Origin of the sequence: Paraburkholderia sp. RL18-085-BIA-A (assembly GCF_046027075.1) — a bacterium.
Taxonomy (GTDB): domain Bacteria; phylum Pseudomonadota; class Gammaproteobacteria; order Burkholderiales; family Burkholderiaceae; genus Paraburkholderia.
The window spans coordinates 1-15,524 of record NZ_JARESU010000166.1 but is presented as its reverse complement, the minus strand read 5'-3'; the positions used below and the strand labels follow the sequence as shown (position 1 = coordinate 15,524).

Annotated in this window: 12 protein-coding genes and 4 pseudogenes; 9 read left to right on the top strand and 7 right to left on the bottom strand. The window is 58.4% G+C overall.

Annotated elements, in window-relative coordinates:
* The coding region (locus P0D89_RS45590; RefSeq protein ID WP_408378730.1) for a GAF domain-containing sensor histidine kinase at positions 1-1,547 on the top strand (1,547 nt) is incomplete at its 5' end.
* 484 nt (positions 1,548-2,031) lie between these two features.
* Here P0D89_RS45590 and P0D89_RS45585 read toward each other — a convergent pair.
* A pseudogene (locus tag P0D89_RS45585) lies at positions 2,032-2,271 on the bottom strand (IS110 family transposase); the annotation flags it as partial.
* A gap of 174 nt (positions 2,272-2,445) precedes the next feature.
* On the opposite strand from P0D89_RS45585, the gene P0D89_RS45580 reads away from it, so the two are divergent.
* Positions 2,446-3,450 carry an AraC family transcriptional regulator gene (locus tag P0D89_RS45580; protein ID WP_408378727.1) on the top strand — a complete coding sequence of 335 codons (1,005 nt, stop codon included), beginning with the start codon at positions 2,446-2,448 and terminating at the stop codon, positions 3,448-3,450.
* On the opposite strand, the gene P0D89_RS45575 is transcribed toward P0D89_RS45580, so the two are convergent.
* The gene (locus tag P0D89_RS45575) at positions 3,386-3,568 is read right to left on the bottom strand and encodes a transposase (protein ID WP_408378724.1); all 183 of its coding nucleotides are present in this window, start codon (positions 3,566-3,568) and stop codon (positions 3,386-3,388) included. The two genes, P0D89_RS45580 and P0D89_RS45575, sit on opposite strands and share 65 nt — an antisense overlap.
* A 463-nt stretch (positions 3,569-4,031) precedes the next feature.
* Between P0D89_RS45575 and P0D89_RS45570 the strand changes: the two genes are divergently transcribed.
* Both P0D89_RS45570 and P0D89_RS45565 read left to right on the top strand, forming a co-directional pair.
* Positions 4,032-5,615 (top strand): methyl-accepting chemotaxis protein, encoded by a 1,584-nt coding sequence (locus P0D89_RS45570; RefSeq protein ID WP_408378721.1) that lies wholly within the window; start codon positions 4,032-4,034, stop codon positions 5,613-5,615.
* 251 nt (positions 5,616-5,866) lie between these two features.
* Positions 5,867-6,301 (top strand): annotated as a pseudogene (locus tag P0D89_RS45565) (transposase); the annotation flags it as partial.
* Positions 6,302-6,304: 3 nt separating this feature from the next.
* On the opposite strand, the gene P0D89_RS45560 reads toward P0D89_RS45565, so the two are convergent.
* Positions 6,305-6,646 carry a DUF4148 domain-containing protein gene (locus tag P0D89_RS45560; protein WP_408378718.1) on the bottom strand — a complete coding sequence of 114 codons (342 nt, stop codon included), beginning with the start codon at positions 6,644-6,646 and terminating at the stop codon, positions 6,305-6,307.
* A gap of 174 nt (positions 6,647-6,820) precedes the next feature.
* Positions 6,821-7,357: a carboxymuconolactone decarboxylase family protein gene (locus P0D89_RS45555; RefSeq protein WP_408378715.1), complete on the bottom strand. Its 537-nt coding sequence runs from the start codon at positions 7,355-7,357 to the stop codon at positions 6,821-6,823.
* A gap of 116 nt (positions 7,358-7,473) precedes the next feature.
* On the opposite strand from P0D89_RS45555, the gene P0D89_RS45550 reads away from it, so the two are divergent.
* The 4 genes and pseudogenes from P0D89_RS45550 (at position 7,474) to P0D89_RS45535 (ending at position 9,684) form a co-directional block, all read left to right on the top strand.
* Positions 7,474-8,433, top strand: coding sequence for a cupin domain-containing protein (locus P0D89_RS45550; protein ID WP_408378712.1), 960 nt, complete (start codon positions 7,474-7,476; stop codon positions 8,431-8,433).
* Positions 8,434-8,694: 261 nt separating this feature from the next.
* Positions 8,695-8,958 (top strand): MerR family DNA-binding protein, encoded by a 264-nt coding sequence (locus P0D89_RS45545; protein WP_408378709.1) that lies wholly within the window; start codon positions 8,695-8,697, stop codon positions 8,956-8,958.
* 9 nt (positions 8,959-8,967) lie between these two features.
* A pseudogene (locus tag P0D89_RS45540) lies at positions 8,968-9,245 on the top strand (carboxymuconolactone decarboxylase family protein); the annotation flags it as partial.
* Between the two features lie 85 nt (positions 9,246-9,330).
* Complete coding sequence (locus tag P0D89_RS45535; protein WP_408378706.1) at positions 9,331-9,684, top strand: hypothetical protein; 354 nt, start codon at positions 9,331-9,333, stop codon at positions 9,682-9,684.
* A 501-nt stretch (positions 9,685-10,185) separates the two neighbouring features.
* Here the strand turns inward: P0D89_RS45535 and P0D89_RS45530 are convergent.
* A complete protein-coding gene (locus P0D89_RS45530; protein ID WP_408378702.1) occupies positions 10,186-11,265 on the bottom strand; it encodes a porin in 1,080 nt (359 codons plus the stop codon).
* A gap of 930 nt (positions 11,266-12,195) precedes the next feature.
* Between P0D89_RS45530 and P0D89_RS45525 the strand changes: the two are divergent.
* Positions 12,196-12,862 (top strand): annotated as a pseudogene (locus tag P0D89_RS45525) (transposase); the annotation flags it as partial.
* A 106-nt stretch (positions 12,863-12,968) separates the two neighbouring features.
* Here the strand turns inward: P0D89_RS45525 and P0D89_RS45520 are convergent.
* Positions 12,969-14,156, bottom strand: a complete 1,188-nt coding sequence (locus P0D89_RS45520) for a CaiB/BaiF CoA transferase family protein (protein WP_408378700.1) — start codon at positions 14,154-14,156, stop codon at positions 12,969-12,971.
* A gap of 222 nt (positions 14,157-14,378) precedes the next feature.
* A complete protein-coding gene (locus P0D89_RS45515) occupies positions 14,379-15,185 on the bottom strand; it encodes a citryl-CoA lyase (RefSeq protein WP_408378697.1) in 807 nt (268 codons plus the stop codon).
* Positions 15,186-15,524 lie beyond the last annotated feature (339 nt).

The following is a 15,524-nucleotide window of genomic DNA, read 5'->3' as shown; positions in this document are numbered from 1 at the left end:
TTCACATACGGCTGCACCTGAACCGGGTACCTCCCGCATCGACCCTGCAGGAATCAGCACCGCCCGAATCGGCGTGGTCAGCCTCGATCGTCAATTACGTCGGGCGCTGTCACGAGCGGGTGCTGCTGGACGATGCGACGCAATCGAATCCCTTCTCGGCAGACGACTACTTTGCCCGCGGACAAGCGAAGTCGGTGTTGTGTCTGCCGGTCATGCGGCGCGGCACGTTGATCGGCCTGCTCTACCTGGAGAACAATCTGACCACGCATGCGTTCACGCCCGAACGCGTAAGCGTGCTGGATCTGCTAGCCTCCCAGGCGGCGATCTCGCTGGAGAACGCACTGCTCTATGCCGACCTGCAGCGGGAGAACAGCGAGCGCAAGCTTGCTGAGGAGGAACTGCGCGAGCGGGAAGCTCGCATCCGGCGACTCGTCGAGTCGAACATCATCGGCGTGTTCTTCTGGGACATGACAGGTAGCGTGAACGACGCTAACGACGCGTTTCTACGGATCGTCGGCTATTCGCGAGAAGATCTGCTGTCAGGCCGTGTTCGATGGACCACCATGTCGCCGCCGGAATATCGCGCCGCCGATGCGCGGGCGCTTGAAGAAGTCCGGCAGCACGGGGGTTGCCAGTCCTACGAGAAGGAATATATCCGCAAGGACGGCCGGCGCGTTCCGGTTCTGCTCGGCGGCGCGCTCATGGAAGGATCGCGGGAACACGGCGTCGGGTTCGTGCTCGACCTGACCGAACGGAAGGAGGCCGAGGCGGAACTCGCAGCACGGCGGACCGCGGCCAAGCGAGCGGAGGAGCAGTTGCAGGAGCTGCAGGTGGAACTGGCTCATGCAACGCGCGTGACAACCCTTGGGGAGCTGAGTGCATCCATCGCCCACGAAGTAGGTCAGCCGCTCGGTGCGATCGTGACCAGTGGCGAGGCCTGCCTGCGATGGCTCAGCCACAGGACGCCGCAACCGGAGGAGGTACGGGCCTGCGTGCAGCATATGATCGGCGAAGGTCGACGCGCGAGCGAAATTGTCCGGCGCATCCGCACGCTCACCACGAGGGCTGCCCCGCAGAAGACGCAACTGGAGCTCAACGATGTGGTCAATGAAGTTGTGCTCCTGGTTCAGCGCGAAGTCTTGAATCATCGGATTTCGTTGCGACTCAAGCTCGCCTCCGACCTGCCTCCGCTGCTCGGCGATCGGGTCCAGCTTCAGCAAGTGCTCATCAATCTGGTCATAAACGGGATCCAGGCAATGGCTGACATCTGCGACGACTCACGCGAACTACTGATCGAGTCCCGTCGGGATAACAACGGGCACGTGGTCGTGGCTGTACAGGACTCCGGCCCGGGCATCGATCCTGCAAATGCAAATCGACTGTTCGATGCTTTCTTCACGACGAAGTCGAACGGAATGGGCATGGGATTGTCGATCTGCCGCTCGATCATCGAAGCCCACGGAGGACAGCTGTGGGTAGCCAGCAATGCCGGGCACGGTGCGACGTTCCAGTTTAGTCTGCCTTCGATTGGCGAGAGTGCGTCGTGACGGAGGGGCGGTGCCGTTTTTCGCGGAAGGGGCTTACCGAGATTCGCGTAATTCCCGTCAAAAGCGTTTTGGCAGCCTCGATCGCTATAGCGAAATCCGGCTGACTGAGGTGATCTCGATGACTGACCAGGGGTAGCTACTCACCCATAATCGGCTCATGTCGGCCCTGTGAGCGGACAGTCGCAAGCTTTGTCTGAGTGGCTCATACGGGTCGAAGGACTGATATGACATTCTATGTCAATCGGGATCGGTTTTCGTTTTCCTTTGATAGGCACATGAATTTCCTGGGGCGACGTAGCAGTAAGTCTCGACGGTGGATCGGACTGATATCCGCGGGTTGGTTACCGCATTACAGAGGTCCGCCCGATGAGCCTGCCGCTATCTAAAGCCGCAAATTGGTGATGGCCGTTGCGAAATACCATCGCGGGTTGCCCGGGTGCCGGACTGTGCCACCTTCAGGAAGCTCCTTCAGTTGTACGGGGAATCAGGAACAGGCCACATGCAGTTTGAGGCGGGGTGTCGCGAGCGACATGGCCAGTCTACTGATGTCCCAGATGAACCCGGCCAGCTCGCGGGCAATAGGCACGACCGTGATGTTGACGGGCTTGCCGCGCGCTGTTAGCCGGCGGAATCGGAATCGTCGGCACAGCCGCACCTGAGCTTCCCAGGCGCGGTCGATGATGGCCATGGGCAGGCCTTCCAGACGGGCCCGGATCTCCGTGCTTTTGTTCTCGAAGCGCAAATCGTATGCCGATCGGCTCAATGAGCAGGACGGTGCGCACCGTGGCCGACGCCAGCGACGAGTTGCTTGCGATAATGGTTCCAGTCGTGCATGTGCATGTAGATCTCTCGTTGGGTGTAGGTGACACACATAGTGGATATCAAAAGGAAATGGCTTATGTTCTCGACGCGCAATTCGGATGCCGACCGGCTCAATGAGCAGGACGGTGCGCACCGTGGTTCACCGCCCGCCCGCGACTCGTTGAGTGCCATCGCGCCGCTGCTGCGAGTGCGGCCGGAAGTTCAGGAGGTGTGCCGGTTCACCTCGCAATGGAAGACCGTGCACGAAGCGGAATCTCCGGGCTGGGCTCAGTTTCATATTGTGACCAAGGGTAGCTGCCGCCTTGAACTGCAGGGTGGGAAGTGCTTCCCGCTGGAGGCGGGCAACCTGCTGCTGCTCCCGCATGGCGATGCCCACGTCGTGCGCTCGAACCGCCGTGGCCGGAGCCCGGGTGTGCCGATCCGGATCGAATGCAACGACGCAATCACGGTCAAGACCAACACCGATGACGAGAGCGACACCGAATTGATCTGCGGCCGGCTGCACTTTCTAGAAGTTCCCAACAGCCTCGTCATCGCCGCGCTGCCCAAGATGATGCTTCTAAGCCTGGGCACGGAGCAGTTGCTTGGCCACCTGCGAATGCTGGTGCAGATGATCGATGAGGAACTGGAGGGTGCCCGTCCGGGAGCGGCGGCCGTCGCGACCGATCTGGCGAGCGCGCTTTTCGTAATCATGCTCCGCGCTCATTTCGAGCAGGCGGAATCTGCCAGCGATCTGATAAAGCTGCTCGCCACGCCAGCTTCTTCCCGGGCCGTCAATGCAATGTTGAACGACCCGGCGCATGGCTGGACGTTGGAGGAGCTTGCCGCGGAGTCGCACGTCTCGAGGGCCACCTTGGTGCGCACCTTCCAGAAGGCAGCCGGCATGGCACCGCTCGCCTTTCTTACCGAATTGCGTCTGGGGTTGGCTCGGCAAAGCCTCACCGCCACGAATGCACGGCTAATCGAGGTCGCCATGGCGGCCGGTTACGACTCCGAAAGCGCCTTCGCGCGGGCCTTCAGGCGACGCTTCGGGACCTCGCCGGGCAAACTACGCGGTGTCCATCAAAAACCGGCTGATTGAAACGGGTGGCCTGGTTGTTCAAACCCTCGACGATTCCGCTGGAGAATTGCTTTCGCGGATGAAAGTAGTTGAGGATCAGTTCGCGATGGGCGCGCAAGGTGCGTGCGAACTTCTTCATTGGTTCGATGCATGAGCGCATTATCCGGGTGCATCACTGATGGGAAGCTCGGAGGCCGTCGAGTCTGTCCTACGCTGAAGGTCTGATCGCGTGGCACCGCAAGAGAATCTGGAACGACCGCGAGAGCCGAACACCTGCCGCCGCCGTATAAAAAGACGACTGTTGTACCTCGGACGATGCCGTTTGCGCGATGAGAGGGCGAACGGCTGATAACGGGCACCGGTACGAACGATCCGACAAAGATCCGGAATTCCTGTTCGAGCGACAACGCAACGGTGGGGACCTGCAGTATATCTGGGGTTTTCTATAGCTATCGTAGATCGAATTACTTTCTAAATAACCGCATGCTATCAAACGGATTTTGCAGTTACTATTGGCTCAAGAAACAGAAGCGGCGCGCCGCGTTGCCTTCGCCCGCAACGGCCCACACAAGTCAAGGCTACATCAGCAAACGGGGAACCCCATGAACACAAACAGCAAGACATTGAGCATTCGGGCGCGGTTGATCGCAGGGTTCGGCGTGGTTCTCATTGCGCTCGTCGCGCTCACCGTAATCGCGATCAGCCAGGTCGAGAAGGTTCGAGCGCGGCTCGACGACATCATCGACGTAAACGGCGTAAAGGAACGTTACGCGATTAACTTTCGCGGAAGTGTCCACGACCGCTCCATCGCGTTGCGTGACGTGACGCTTGTATCTGCAGCTGAACTTCCTTCGGTCATCGATCACATTCATGCGCTCGCGACCCAGTACGAAGAATCGGCTGGCCCGCTCACCAGGATCTATGCCGAACGTACCGACATCACAGCCGAGGAACGGACGATCTATGCACGGGTCAACGCCGCGCGGGAGCAAAGCCTGCCGCTGATCCAGCAGGTCATCAGCTTGCAGCAAGCGGGCGACGTCGAGGGCGCGCGTAAGATCCTGCTCGATGATGCGCGTCCCGCGCTTGTCGAATGGCTTGCCGGGGTCAACGCGCTGATCGACTATCAGGAGCACCTCAACCGGCAGGAAAGCGCCGAGGCGCGCAAGATCAGCACTGATTTTCGCTGGTTGATGGGCATGCTGACGCTGCTCGCATGTGGGGTTGGCATAGCCATCGTCTATGCGACTGTGCGCAACATCACCCTAGCCCTCGGGGCTGAGCCGGGCGATGTGGTAGAGCTGGCCGAGTCGATCCGCGCGGGCAACCTCGCGCGCCGAATCGAATTGCGGCGTGGCGATACGTCGAGCGTGATCGCCGCGATGGCGCGCATGCAGCAAAGGCTCGCCGAAATCGTCACCCAGATGCGCGACGCCGCTCAGGGCGTCGCGGCTGCCACGGAGCAAATCGCGCTGGGTAACGCCGACCTGAGTACGCGCACCGAGCGGCAGGCTGCCGCGCTCGAACAGGCCAGCGGCGCGCTCGAGGAGTTTGACTCCAGCGTGGCAGCCAATGCCCAAAGCGCGGGCAACGCCGACGAACTGGCAAAGCGTGCTTCGGCTACCTCAGCACAGGGTGGCACCGTGGTTGGTCAGGTTGTGAACACGATGCGCGCAATCAGCGAATCGTCGAACCGCATCGAGGACATCATCGCCGTCATCGATTCGATCGCATTCCAGACTAATTTGCTGGCATTGAATGCAGCAGTAGAAGCAGCGCGGGCTGGTGCAGAGGGGCGCGGCTTCGCGGTCGTCGCCAGCGAGGTACGCATGCTCGCACAGCGCAGCGCAGCTGCCGCGAGGGAAATCACGGAACTTATCGGCGCGAGCAGCGCGCGGATTAGCGAGGGGGAGCGGCAGGTCGATGCGGCCGGCACGACGATCTCCAACATCGTCGAAGCATCGCAGCGCGTCACGCACATCATGGAAGCGATGCACCAGGCCTGCCGTGCGCAGACGCAGCAGATTGGCGAAGTACGTGACGTGATCGGGAATCTTGAGCAAAACACGCAGCAAAACGTGACGCTGGTGCAGCAGTCCGCCGCTGCGGCGAAGACGTTGAAGGAACAGGCACAGGGCTTACTGGACTCGGCGCAGGTATTCACGCTCCCGTTTCAGGCGCATTGAACAATTTCGACGAATCCGGCAGTCGTGAGGTTTCTCGGCAGTACGAAGTCCTCGATGATGGGACCACGTTCGCAAACGGCGCCGTCGGTACCGCGCATCGTGCGGCTCACGGTCAATCACTTTGGTATCCTCACTTAATATCGGACATAGCCGTATTGTCAGATGCGGGTCGCTGTAATCAACTTCTCGGGCAACGTCGGCAAGACGAATGGCTGCGGACCGCCCATCCGGCTGTTTACCTACACTCCTGGCCGTGGTGTGAAACACAGATGCAACCGCTGGGCGAGGACGTCTCCGAACAGCTTGGCCCGCATCGCGGCAGCGTTCAGTCAAGCGTACCATCCGGCGCAAGAAGGTCTGCGCCCGCTGTCGTCGCCGTGCAGCCCCCGACGCCGAGCCTGCCGATCGAGCGCGGTATCGCACACCCGAGCCAGTTTGCCGACGTTCTGGTGGCCAAATACGCGGATCACGAGCCGCTGTACCCGCAGTCGGTGATTGCGGCACGTGACAAGGTCACGCTGGACCCTGCGAGCGTGGGCCGATAGGTCGGCATGTGCGAGACCCTGGTCGATCCGCTGGTGGAGGCGTTGCGCCGTGATGTGATGGCTGGCACGAAGCTGCATGCGGATGACACACCGATCCCTGTGCTCGCGCCAGGGAACAAGAAGACCCGAACCGGACGGCTAAAGTCAGCCACCGGAATACGGTGCGCAGAAGCTGACGGGTCCGACGCAAACTGAGCCAGCTGTGTCAGGCGCAGTGGCGGTGGCTTTTCCTGCGGGACTCGCTCCTGTTGCCGCTGCATCTATTCCGCTATCGTTGTCCGCCTTCAGTGACGCGGCTTGGTCTTCAAAAGCCGGTGCGACCTCTGGGTAGGAGGCGTCTGAGACAAAACGAAGGCCGTTGTTTTCGGCTTGAATGAGTTCCTGTCGCACTTCCGCACGCGTCTTTTCTTGAGCAAAAGCGAGGCCGGAAGTGCCTGCTGTTGCAACGATGGCGATTGAAAGTGCAATCAAAGTTAATCTACGCATTTCGTATTCCTACGTAATAACGATGTGGTCTCTTTTTTTAGAGACATGAATAAAAAGGGGGCGCCTATAGCGTGGCCCCCGGGACTAATTGGGCACAGTTAGTAACGCTGTGGCTCGCGCCTGCGCTTACCAGGTAGTGCTTCCAAATGGGCTCAAGTTAGATTCAGCGTGGCTTTAGCCGACAGCCGGGAAGTCGACCGTCGTATCGTTCACGCGATTGACAAGATTCGTGAACGTGATCGACGCGATCGCCAGATTGATCTCAATGATCTGGCGTTCCGTATAGCCCGCAGCGCGGATCGCGTCCACGGCTTCGGCGGGCACCGTACCGCGCGTGCCGACCAGCGTGCTCACGTAAGTCACCAGCGCGTCGCGCGTTGCGTCGCCGGTCGCCACGCCCGAGCGGGCCTGCTTCAGCTGCTCGCCCGACAGGCCTGCGAGCTTACCCATCAGCGTGTGCGCAGCGACACAGTAGTCACAGCCAGCGTGCTCGCTGACCACGAGCTTGATGACTTCAACATCGGGCTTGCTGAGCGTGCTCGCCGCGACCGCGGCGTCGAACGCGAGCACGGCGGAAAGCGCTTCGGGGCTGTGCGTGCCGATCATGACGTACGCGTTCGGCACCTTGCCGGCAGCCTTTTTTATCTTCGCGAACACTTCGGCGGTGGCGCCGGTCGCGTCTTCGGGACGGATTGTGGTAAGACGGGTCATGATGCGTTCCTCGGTTGAACAGGTTAGCCATGTCGTATGGCATGGACGTCATTGTAGGTGCGCAGATCGATCATTTTAATGTCAAAATACCGCAAATGCATGCTCCAACGTCTCACATGGAACTACTCGACCGACTGCTTTCACTGATGCCCGTTGCCGGGCACCTCGACGTGCGCTGCCACCTGGGCTCGCCGTGGCGCCTCGACGAGCCTCCGGCGGGCGAGTGGGAGATTCGGTATCACGTGCTGTTGCGCGGCGAGGCCGTCGTCGAGGTGGGCAGTAAAGGACGAAGCGAACCCGCGCTGCGCATGAGGGCAGGCGACATCGTGCTGTTCCCGGCCGGCAGCGCGCATGCGTTGCACGACGGCAGCGGCAAGCCCGCCCGCGCGGCACGCAAAGAGCACGTGGACGGTTTGACGATAGCGACCAACAACAGCACGCGCGAGGGCGCCGACATACTGTGCGGACGGTTTTTGTTGCCCACCGTGCCACAGCAGTTGCTACGCGACCATCTGCCGGAACGTCTACTCGTCAGCAGTGTCGCCCACAAGGACGGCGAAGCGCGCGATGCCGCCTTCGCCGCAAGCCGGCTTGCGCGACTCATCGAGCTGATGCGTGAGGAGGCGTTCGAGCAGCGTCCCGGTTACGAAATGGTCGTGAACCAGCTCTCGGGCGCTCTGTTCGCGCTGACGCTGCGCTGTGCGAGCGAATCCGAAGCGCCGCGCGGACTGCTCGCGCTCGCGCAGCGCCCGCGCCTGCAACCGGCTATCGCTGCGATGTTCGATGAGCCTGAGAAGCCATGGACGCTGCCGGAGCTCGCCGCGCTCTGCCACATGTCGCGCGTGACATTCGTCCGCCATTTCGAGGACGCGATCGGCCGCTCGGCAAGTGACGTGCTCACGGAAATCCGCATGGCGCTCTCGGGACGCAAGCTCGCGCAAACGCGGCTCTCGGTGGCCGAGATCGGCGAAGCCGTGGGGTACCAATCCGATGCCGCGTTTCAGCGCGCGTTCAAGCGCCACGTTGGCATGACGCCGGCGCAATGGCGTACGCGCTCGAAACGTGACGAAGCGTAGCCAGGCCGCTGCGGATCGCGCCTATCACGACGATGCTGTACCGCACACGCATTGTGATGGAGCGCTTCTTCAACCGTATCAAGGATTTTTTGTCGAGTCTCTACTCGTTACCACAAGCTCTGACAACTACCTCACGTTCGCGTCGCTTGCCTGTGCTCTTGGGCCATTGGTGAAAATGTGAACAGAGCCTAGCGCACTCGGAAGGAACGAATTTACTGCATCGCTTTCGCCGATGAAGCGGTGTTCACCTACACGAATCGAATGGCGGTTGAACGGCTTGACTGGCTTCAGTTCGTGATGCGCCTGAGGGCAACCGGGATGCCGATTCCCGGCATGCGGGCATTCGCGCAGCTACGCGCGCAGGGAGACGCGACCATCGAAGAGTGGCGCAAATTGGTCGCGTCGCGTCGCGTCGCGACGCGGTGCTTGAGCGCATTCCCGAGCTGCAGACGAAACTCTGCGATCATTGACAAGATTCATTGGTACGAGAACGCCGCGAAGTGTTCGGGCCGACATGTCTCTTAACGCAACGACGGGAGCAGGACTCGCACCGCGCTCGCGCCAATCGCGCCAGGTTCGGCTTTGGCAACATTTACAGCCGGTCGCAGCTCGATCTGCGCGCCCGCGATATCGGGGCGATCGCGGCGTTGGCGCGCTCGGCAAGGCGCAGCCACAGCTGAAAATCCATATCGAAGCTGCGTTGAACGTCGGGTGAAGTGTTCATGCAGATGGCGCTTTATGCAGGTTTCCCCTCAGCGCTCAATACGCTGTTCGCCGCACGCAAGGTATTTGCTGCGCTCAACATGGCGTAGAGCTAGCAATGGCGCGGATGGGCAGACGCGCGACATGGGGATCGACCCACCGCTTCCAGCGCGCGCGGCCGGTATGGGGCGGCGGATGGAATCTCTGCTTCGAACGGTGTACAGCCGCAAGTTCGTCGGCTGGCGAGTCTATGCCCAGGGAAGCAGCGTGCTGGTCAGCGACGTCCTCAGGGACCTCTGCGCACGCGAATCGATACAACCCGACCAGCTGATTCTGGGCCCGATGAAAGGCGCGACGATGCTCGCCACCCTCCAGGAGCGGGGTGTAATGCCATCGTTGAGTCACCCGGGCGTGCGCAACGACAAACCTTATTCCGAGTCACTGTTCAAGACCCTGAAGTACCGGCCCGCTTACCCGCTCAAGGCGTTCGATAACTGTTTGCCGCGCGCGCCTGGGGGTGGACACACTAGTGCGCCGGTACAACCATGAACATCTCACAGCGCAATCCGGTTCGTGACGCCGGCCCAGCGTCATGCCAACCTCGATCACGACATTCTGCATCGACGGGCGGCGATCTACGAGAGCGCTCGGCCGCGTAATCCGCCCCGATGGAAAGGCAGCACGCGCAACTGGCAGCGCGTAGATGCTGTGCACCTGAACCCGGATCGCATCGATAACCAGGGTGTTGCCCCACAACGCCATAATCAGGAGAGAAAGGCCGCCTGAAATTCATTTGTTGAGGCGACGCCTGTCTTGAAAATTTCCGCTAGCGGACATGTATCTCTGTACACCTCGCAACGCCGTTGGCCAGACAACGCTGCACGCGCTTTGCGAGATGCAGTAGATTCGCAGTACTAACCTAGGCCAGAGTGGTCTGCGGAAGAAAGAGATACCCGGGAAATGGGTCTCGCGCAAGAGAATCGGGCAGCGTTAACCTGAGCTCATTGAATTCCGGTAGAGCACGCAGGCCTAGGGACCGAATCCCTCTATCTAGAACGAATGCCGCATGCCGATCGTGGCGCCAACAGTGGTGCCCTGCGGACTAAAAAACGCACCGTCAACTGAAAGCCCCGTATTCATCGCGCCATGATTGGTCACCGACCCGATCTGCACGTAGAAGGCCGTTCGCTTTGACACGAGATAGTTCGCACCGAGAGCGGCAAGAAGCGAATGATTTGCCGTGTGATTACGGTCACTCGTTATCCAGATGCCGCAGTCAATGTGAAGATCCGGTCGCACATACCACCCGGCACCGGCTCCGTAAACGTTATTGTTGAAGGATCCGGATACTTTGTAATTGACAAACGAGGCCGTTGCCGTCACGGTTCCAATGGCGTAAGCGACGCCGAGAGTACGCGCCTCCGCCGCTAGGTTACTTGGCACCGCCGTTTGGTTTGCCCCCCCCGCATTGCCATCGAATACCGCCGCGTTTACTAAGAGCCCATTGTATTCATATTTCACGCTCGCGGAAAATTGCCGCCCGGCACGGGAATTACCGGCTTGCCCTCCGAATGTGTACATAAGTTTCGAAGTCACGCCCCATAGCTTCGGGGTGGAATAAGAGATCGCACTCGGGCTGTAGATACTTGTTCCAAACAGATTGTCCGCAAAATTGACGCCGCCACTCCCGAAGAAGGAAAGCCCTCGAGGGTCAGTTTCATAGACGGCGAGAAAGAAGGGGGAAAACTGGAGACCCATTTTTGCTTCTCCTAGATCACTCGCGATCGAAACCCACGCCTCACATCCAAAAAGATTTCCATTGCAATGTGCAAGTCCACCATTTGCAATGCTAAACGCGCTCTCGAGTTTGAATTTCGCGGTCACGCCACCGCCCAGATCCTCCGTTCCGATCAATCCAAAATGCGAGTATGACGATCCACCATCAATAATCGAAACCTGCCGGCCTGAGTTTATACCGGTCTGTGGATTGCTCGTCTTGCTCGTATATAGCAATCCGCCATCAACGACGCCATAAATTGTGACACTACTTTGTGCCTGAACCAAACTGACTGTGAAAAGTCCTGTTACTGTTACGAGAGCGCTTAAATATCTCCTAGATTGCCGTTTCATCGACGTCTCCTCACCTTGCAACCATATAATTGGCGCAGGTGTTGTATAATTGGTGTAACGGGATATGGCATGGCATACTGCCGTCATCTGAGACGGGCCTTGCCGGTTTACTCGCCGCGTAAGTGTTTCCGTGATTCGAGTAATAGCCCTACGAACTACCACCGGACCTTTACCTCCATGTGTGCATGAGTGAACTGCGAATTTCCTTAATAGCCTCCGGTGCCCGAAATTCACACCGAGTCCTGCCCATCGAGCGCATATAGATGAATGCGTACCTAGGCATCGGTTGAGGCCTCGAATGTGAGAAGTTGGCAAATTGGCAAGGTATTTTCCGGCCGACCGCAAAAGGGGCAATGCAACGTTCGGACAGCAAGCCCCCGTCAATGCGATTTGTGGGGCCTTGTCCTTCTACGCAGAATTGCCGAGCACGACGTGTTGATCAATTAGCCACTTTTCGCGCTTTGCAGTCGAGAGTTCTCGCCATCCACGCATTCACAACGTCGGCTGCGTTTTCGATTTACACCTTTGTCTCGCATGTATGTCTCCTCGCTGCCAGTTGGATTTCGTGTATCTGCGCGATTACAACGGCAATGACAACGACACGTGAGTTCTATTGACGTCTCCGATTCAAGCGAACCGTCGATTTGCTTTTGTCCTGAGCAGTGATTCGGGCGTTGTTCGCTCATGACAATGGACGCGCGGCGTAATCCGTCGCGCCACGTTAATCAGAATGCGCCGAATACAGCGGCGCTAATTTGAGGAGGCGCTTTCCTACAATTCGGACAAGACAATATCGCTGTCTTTGCTTGTCACTCTGGAGTCATCCGCACCGGAGACATTGCCGGCGATAACCAGTTCATGTGTCGCCGCTATGGAAACACTGTTCTATCCGGTTCATCGGACATCGCAGCCGGGTCCGGAAACTTACTGGACGCGACTACGCTGCTAAAAAAGTCCACCTCTTACGGTCGAGCACGATCCGACGCGGAGGGTCTTCTGTGAGATCGGCATTTGGCTATGCGAGCGCGGTTTGATAATGAAGGAATGCACACTGCTGGCCGCCACAATCACCGAAGCGCCGTCGTCGACCACGATTGCCGAGAAGCGCCGCCATGCGGAAATGCATCAGACGAAGATAGACAGCGAATGGCACTTTGGCATGAAGGCGCACCTCGGTGTCGACGCCGCTTGGGAACTGATTCAAGGCGTGGCAGGCACGACCGCCAACGTGTCGGACCTGTCGTGAGCCCGCGTTCTGCTGTACGGCCACGAGGAAGACGCGTTCGGCAATGCAGGCTAGATGCGCGTGAAAAAACGCGACGAGATAAAGGACAAGGCGGTGAATCGGAGCCTCGCCGTCAAGCGCAAGAAGATGCGCTATGAGGTCTTGGCCAAAAACACGCCGCAGCCGTTCAGTCTGTTCGGCCCGACGAACTTGGTGATAGCGAGAAATTGGCTGCAAGCGGTTCATGGGAGCAATGCGTCAAATGGTGAAAGAAGACGTGAACTGAGGTCCCATATGAGGCAACCTCTCATCGATCAAGCTGGAACTCCTCGTTACGCAGAAAATTGCACCGTCTCTTCCGCAGCGGGGTAACGTACACGATGTACCGCCGGACACAATCACCCGCCCGTCGTAATCGCGCATGATTGGGTCCGCAATGCGTCTACGCTGATCGCAAAGTGTGGATCTCGCCTGACGTTCATCCGTCGAAACGTCGCGAGCCTGCGATGTTGGTAGGACTCGTTTTCTCAAGAGCTGCCCGTAAGGGACCGAGCACTTCATCGTTGTGCTCACCGAGCAATGGCGGGGCAGCGATCTCCTTTGTCCGCTCACCATCGAAACTGACAGGAGGGCGAACAGTGCGGAATTCCCCCATCTTGGGGTGCTGCGTTGAAATCAGAAGCTCAAGATGCTTTGCCTGGGGATCTTCGAGAGCCTCACTAGTGTCGTACATTGGAGCATGCGGAACATCTTCTCTCTCCAGCCGTGCACACCATTCCGCCCGGGCCCGAGTCGAGAAAATGCTCGACAGAATCTGTATAAGCTCGCTCTGGTGTTCTATACGACCGTTACGGTCTGAAAAGCGGGGATCTTCAAAAAGCTCTGGGTGCTCGATCGCGCGCGCGAGACCTTGCCAGAATTTGTCTGGTGAGGACATGTGGAGCGCAATCCACTTTCCGTCATGGCATTTCATTACGTAGGATTGCGAGACGCTCGGTCGAGAGTAAGGACCCATCACTTCCCCGGCCACATAGTAGTGCGTGAATGCGTCAAGGTTGAAGTGAGTCATCGCCTCAAGCATCGATACTTCGACCTTCCGCCCGCGTCCAGTGATTGTCCGTTCGTGAAGCGCACCGAGAATTCCGTATGCCGCATAAAATCCCGTTAGTGAGTCGGCGATCGCAGGGCCTACAACGCGAGGATTCTCTGGGTTGATCAATAATCCAAGGAACCCGCTTGCTGCCTGCGCCACGGAATCATAAGCGGGACGTGCGGCGGCTGGCCCCGTAGGACCAAAGCCACTGATCGAGCAATAGATCAACCGAGGATTTATCTTCTGAAGTCGCTCCGCGCCTGCGTTCAGGCGATCAGCAGCCCCCGGACGAAAGTTCTGGATGTACACGTCTGCACTACGGATGAGTTCGTCGAACAGTTCCAGATCGACGGGTTCCTTGGTGTTGAGCGTGACGCTTCGCTTGTTTCGGTTGTAAGTCTGATAGTGAGGGCTGTAGAGGCCTCCCTTAAACGCTCGAAACGGATCGCCCGTCTTGGGTTGTTCGATCTTGATGACGTCGGCACCCAGATCGCCTAGCAACATGCCTGCTGCCGGGCCGGTAATAAATGTCCCCTGTTCAAGTACGCGGAGTCCGCTAAGAACTTTTGTCATGGTTTCAATACTCCGAGCAGGCCCGGTCTCACACAAGACCACGCCTGTTTTGCTAATTTCGAGTCAGCCATTTATCGAAATGTGGCTGGTTGTTTGCGTTGCATTGGAAGCGCGAACGACTGTGAATGTCTTGCGCAACGCACTTTCTTACAAAGGTGCCACATACCATCGGCGTAGCTTAAATTGCGCCGCGATGTTCGCGCTTTTTCGGAAGGACTTTCGTCAATCGTTGGGAGCGAAGCCTGCCGGTATATCCCCTATATACTGGATCTCGCGCACAGCCTGGTAGGAAAGAGCAAAACCGATAGGCATTTCAAACTCCTCTGTAAGATGCCCTATGAGTCCCGCCGTACGCGCAAGTATTGGCACACCCTTAAGGGCACGTAGCGGAAATCCGGCCGCTAGAAGGACCGCCGGGATCGCTGCGGAAACATTGAGCATAAGAGTCTTCCCTAGCGTGTCGGGGATGACTCGTTCGATCGCTTCGGCAATTCGGACATAGGTCAAATCTATGCCGACCTCCTTTGCAACGTCGAAGAGAGCATCGACGCGAGCGTCACGTTCCTTGTGCAAGGGGTGACCATAGCCTGGCACTGCACGCTTCGCAGCACGATATTCCGCCACAATTTCTGTCGCCGCGGCTGTGTAGCAAGCACCGCCCTTTGTTCTCTGTTGAACTTCGCAGAATAGACGCCCAGCGGCTTCGGACGCACCCAAGATGACGGATCCACACCCAAGGATCCCCGCTGCAACGGCCCCTTGAAGTGCGTCCGGTGCCGCCGCGAGTGTCATGCGACTCGCCTGTACGCTGGGAACGAGTCCATGTTCCGCGATAGCAACAAGCGTTGCGTTGAGTATTGCGGTCGCTGCTGGTGTCGCAGGACGTCCAGTCACAAGAAGATGAAAGTAGTCCGTGAAGGATATTTTGCCGATAAGATCACGCGACAAGTTTTTCCCGCGGACGACGATAGTCTCCGCATTCGACGATGAAATAGCGGTCCGTGGGATTGTTTCTTTTCCGATTTTCATGATATCTGTTCCGCGAAGTTGGTTTCGTGAGCAAACACGTACTCGGTTCCATTGACGAGAACTTCAACGATTGACACAAGGGCAATTAATCTGTATCCGCAGCGAGAATGAAATAGTTCTCCAGCCATTTCGCTCTGGGCCACGCCAAGCCCGGGACCGACCGACCTCTCGACGACGGTCGGTGCAGGATGTCAAAGGCAATCCTATCAACCGTGTTGTGCTTCATGAACTTGAGTATAGGTACTGTAGTCCGTGTTTTAAAATGAAGTTTTCGCACGCCGTTTGATTGATGGGATCGATAGAGGCGCGACGTACGGAAAGCGGACATGAGACATTAGA

Excerpts from the sequence above, each read along its gene's own strand:
- P0D89_RS45580 (WP_408378727.1), top strand. The coding sequence starts at position 2,446 with ATGTTCTCGACGCGCAATTCGGATGCCGACCGGCTCAATGAGCAGGAC.
- P0D89_RS45570 (WP_408378721.1), top strand. The coding sequence starts at position 4,032 with ATGAACACAAACAGCAAGACATTGAGCATTCGGGCGCGGTTGATCGCA.
- P0D89_RS45550 (WP_408378712.1), top strand. The coding sequence starts at position 7,474 with ATGGAACTACTCGACCGACTGCTTTCACTGATGCCCGTTGCCGGGCAC.
- P0D89_RS45530 (WP_408378702.1), bottom strand. The coding sequence starts at position 11,265 with ATGAAACGGCAATCTAGGAGATATTTAAGCGCTCTCGTAACAGTAACA.
- P0D89_RS45555 (WP_408378715.1), bottom strand. The coding sequence starts at position 7,357 with ATGACCCGTCTTACCACAATCCGTCCCGAAGACGCGACCGGCGCCACC.
- P0D89_RS45545 (WP_408378709.1), top strand. The coding sequence starts at position 8,695 with ATGGCGGTTGAACGGCTTGACTGGCTTCAGTTCGTGATGCGCCTGAGG.
- P0D89_RS45515 (WP_408378697.1), bottom strand. The coding sequence starts at position 15,185 with ATGAAAATCGGAAAAGAAACAATCCCACGGACCGCTATTTCATCGTCG.
- P0D89_RS45520 (WP_408378700.1), bottom strand. The coding sequence starts at position 14,156 with ATGACAAAAGTTCTTAGCGGACTCCGCGTACTTGAACAGGGGACATTT.
- P0D89_RS45575 (WP_408378724.1), bottom strand. The coding sequence starts at position 3,568 with ATGAAGAAGTTCGCACGCACCTTGCGCGCCCATCGCGAACTGATCCTC.
- P0D89_RS45560 (WP_408378718.1), bottom strand. The coding sequence starts at position 6,646 with ATGCGTAGATTAACTTTGATTGCACTTTCAATCGCCATCGTTGCAACA.
- P0D89_RS45535 (WP_408378706.1), top strand. The coding sequence starts at position 9,331 with ATGGAATCTCTGCTTCGAACGGTGTACAGCCGCAAGTTCGTCGGCTGG.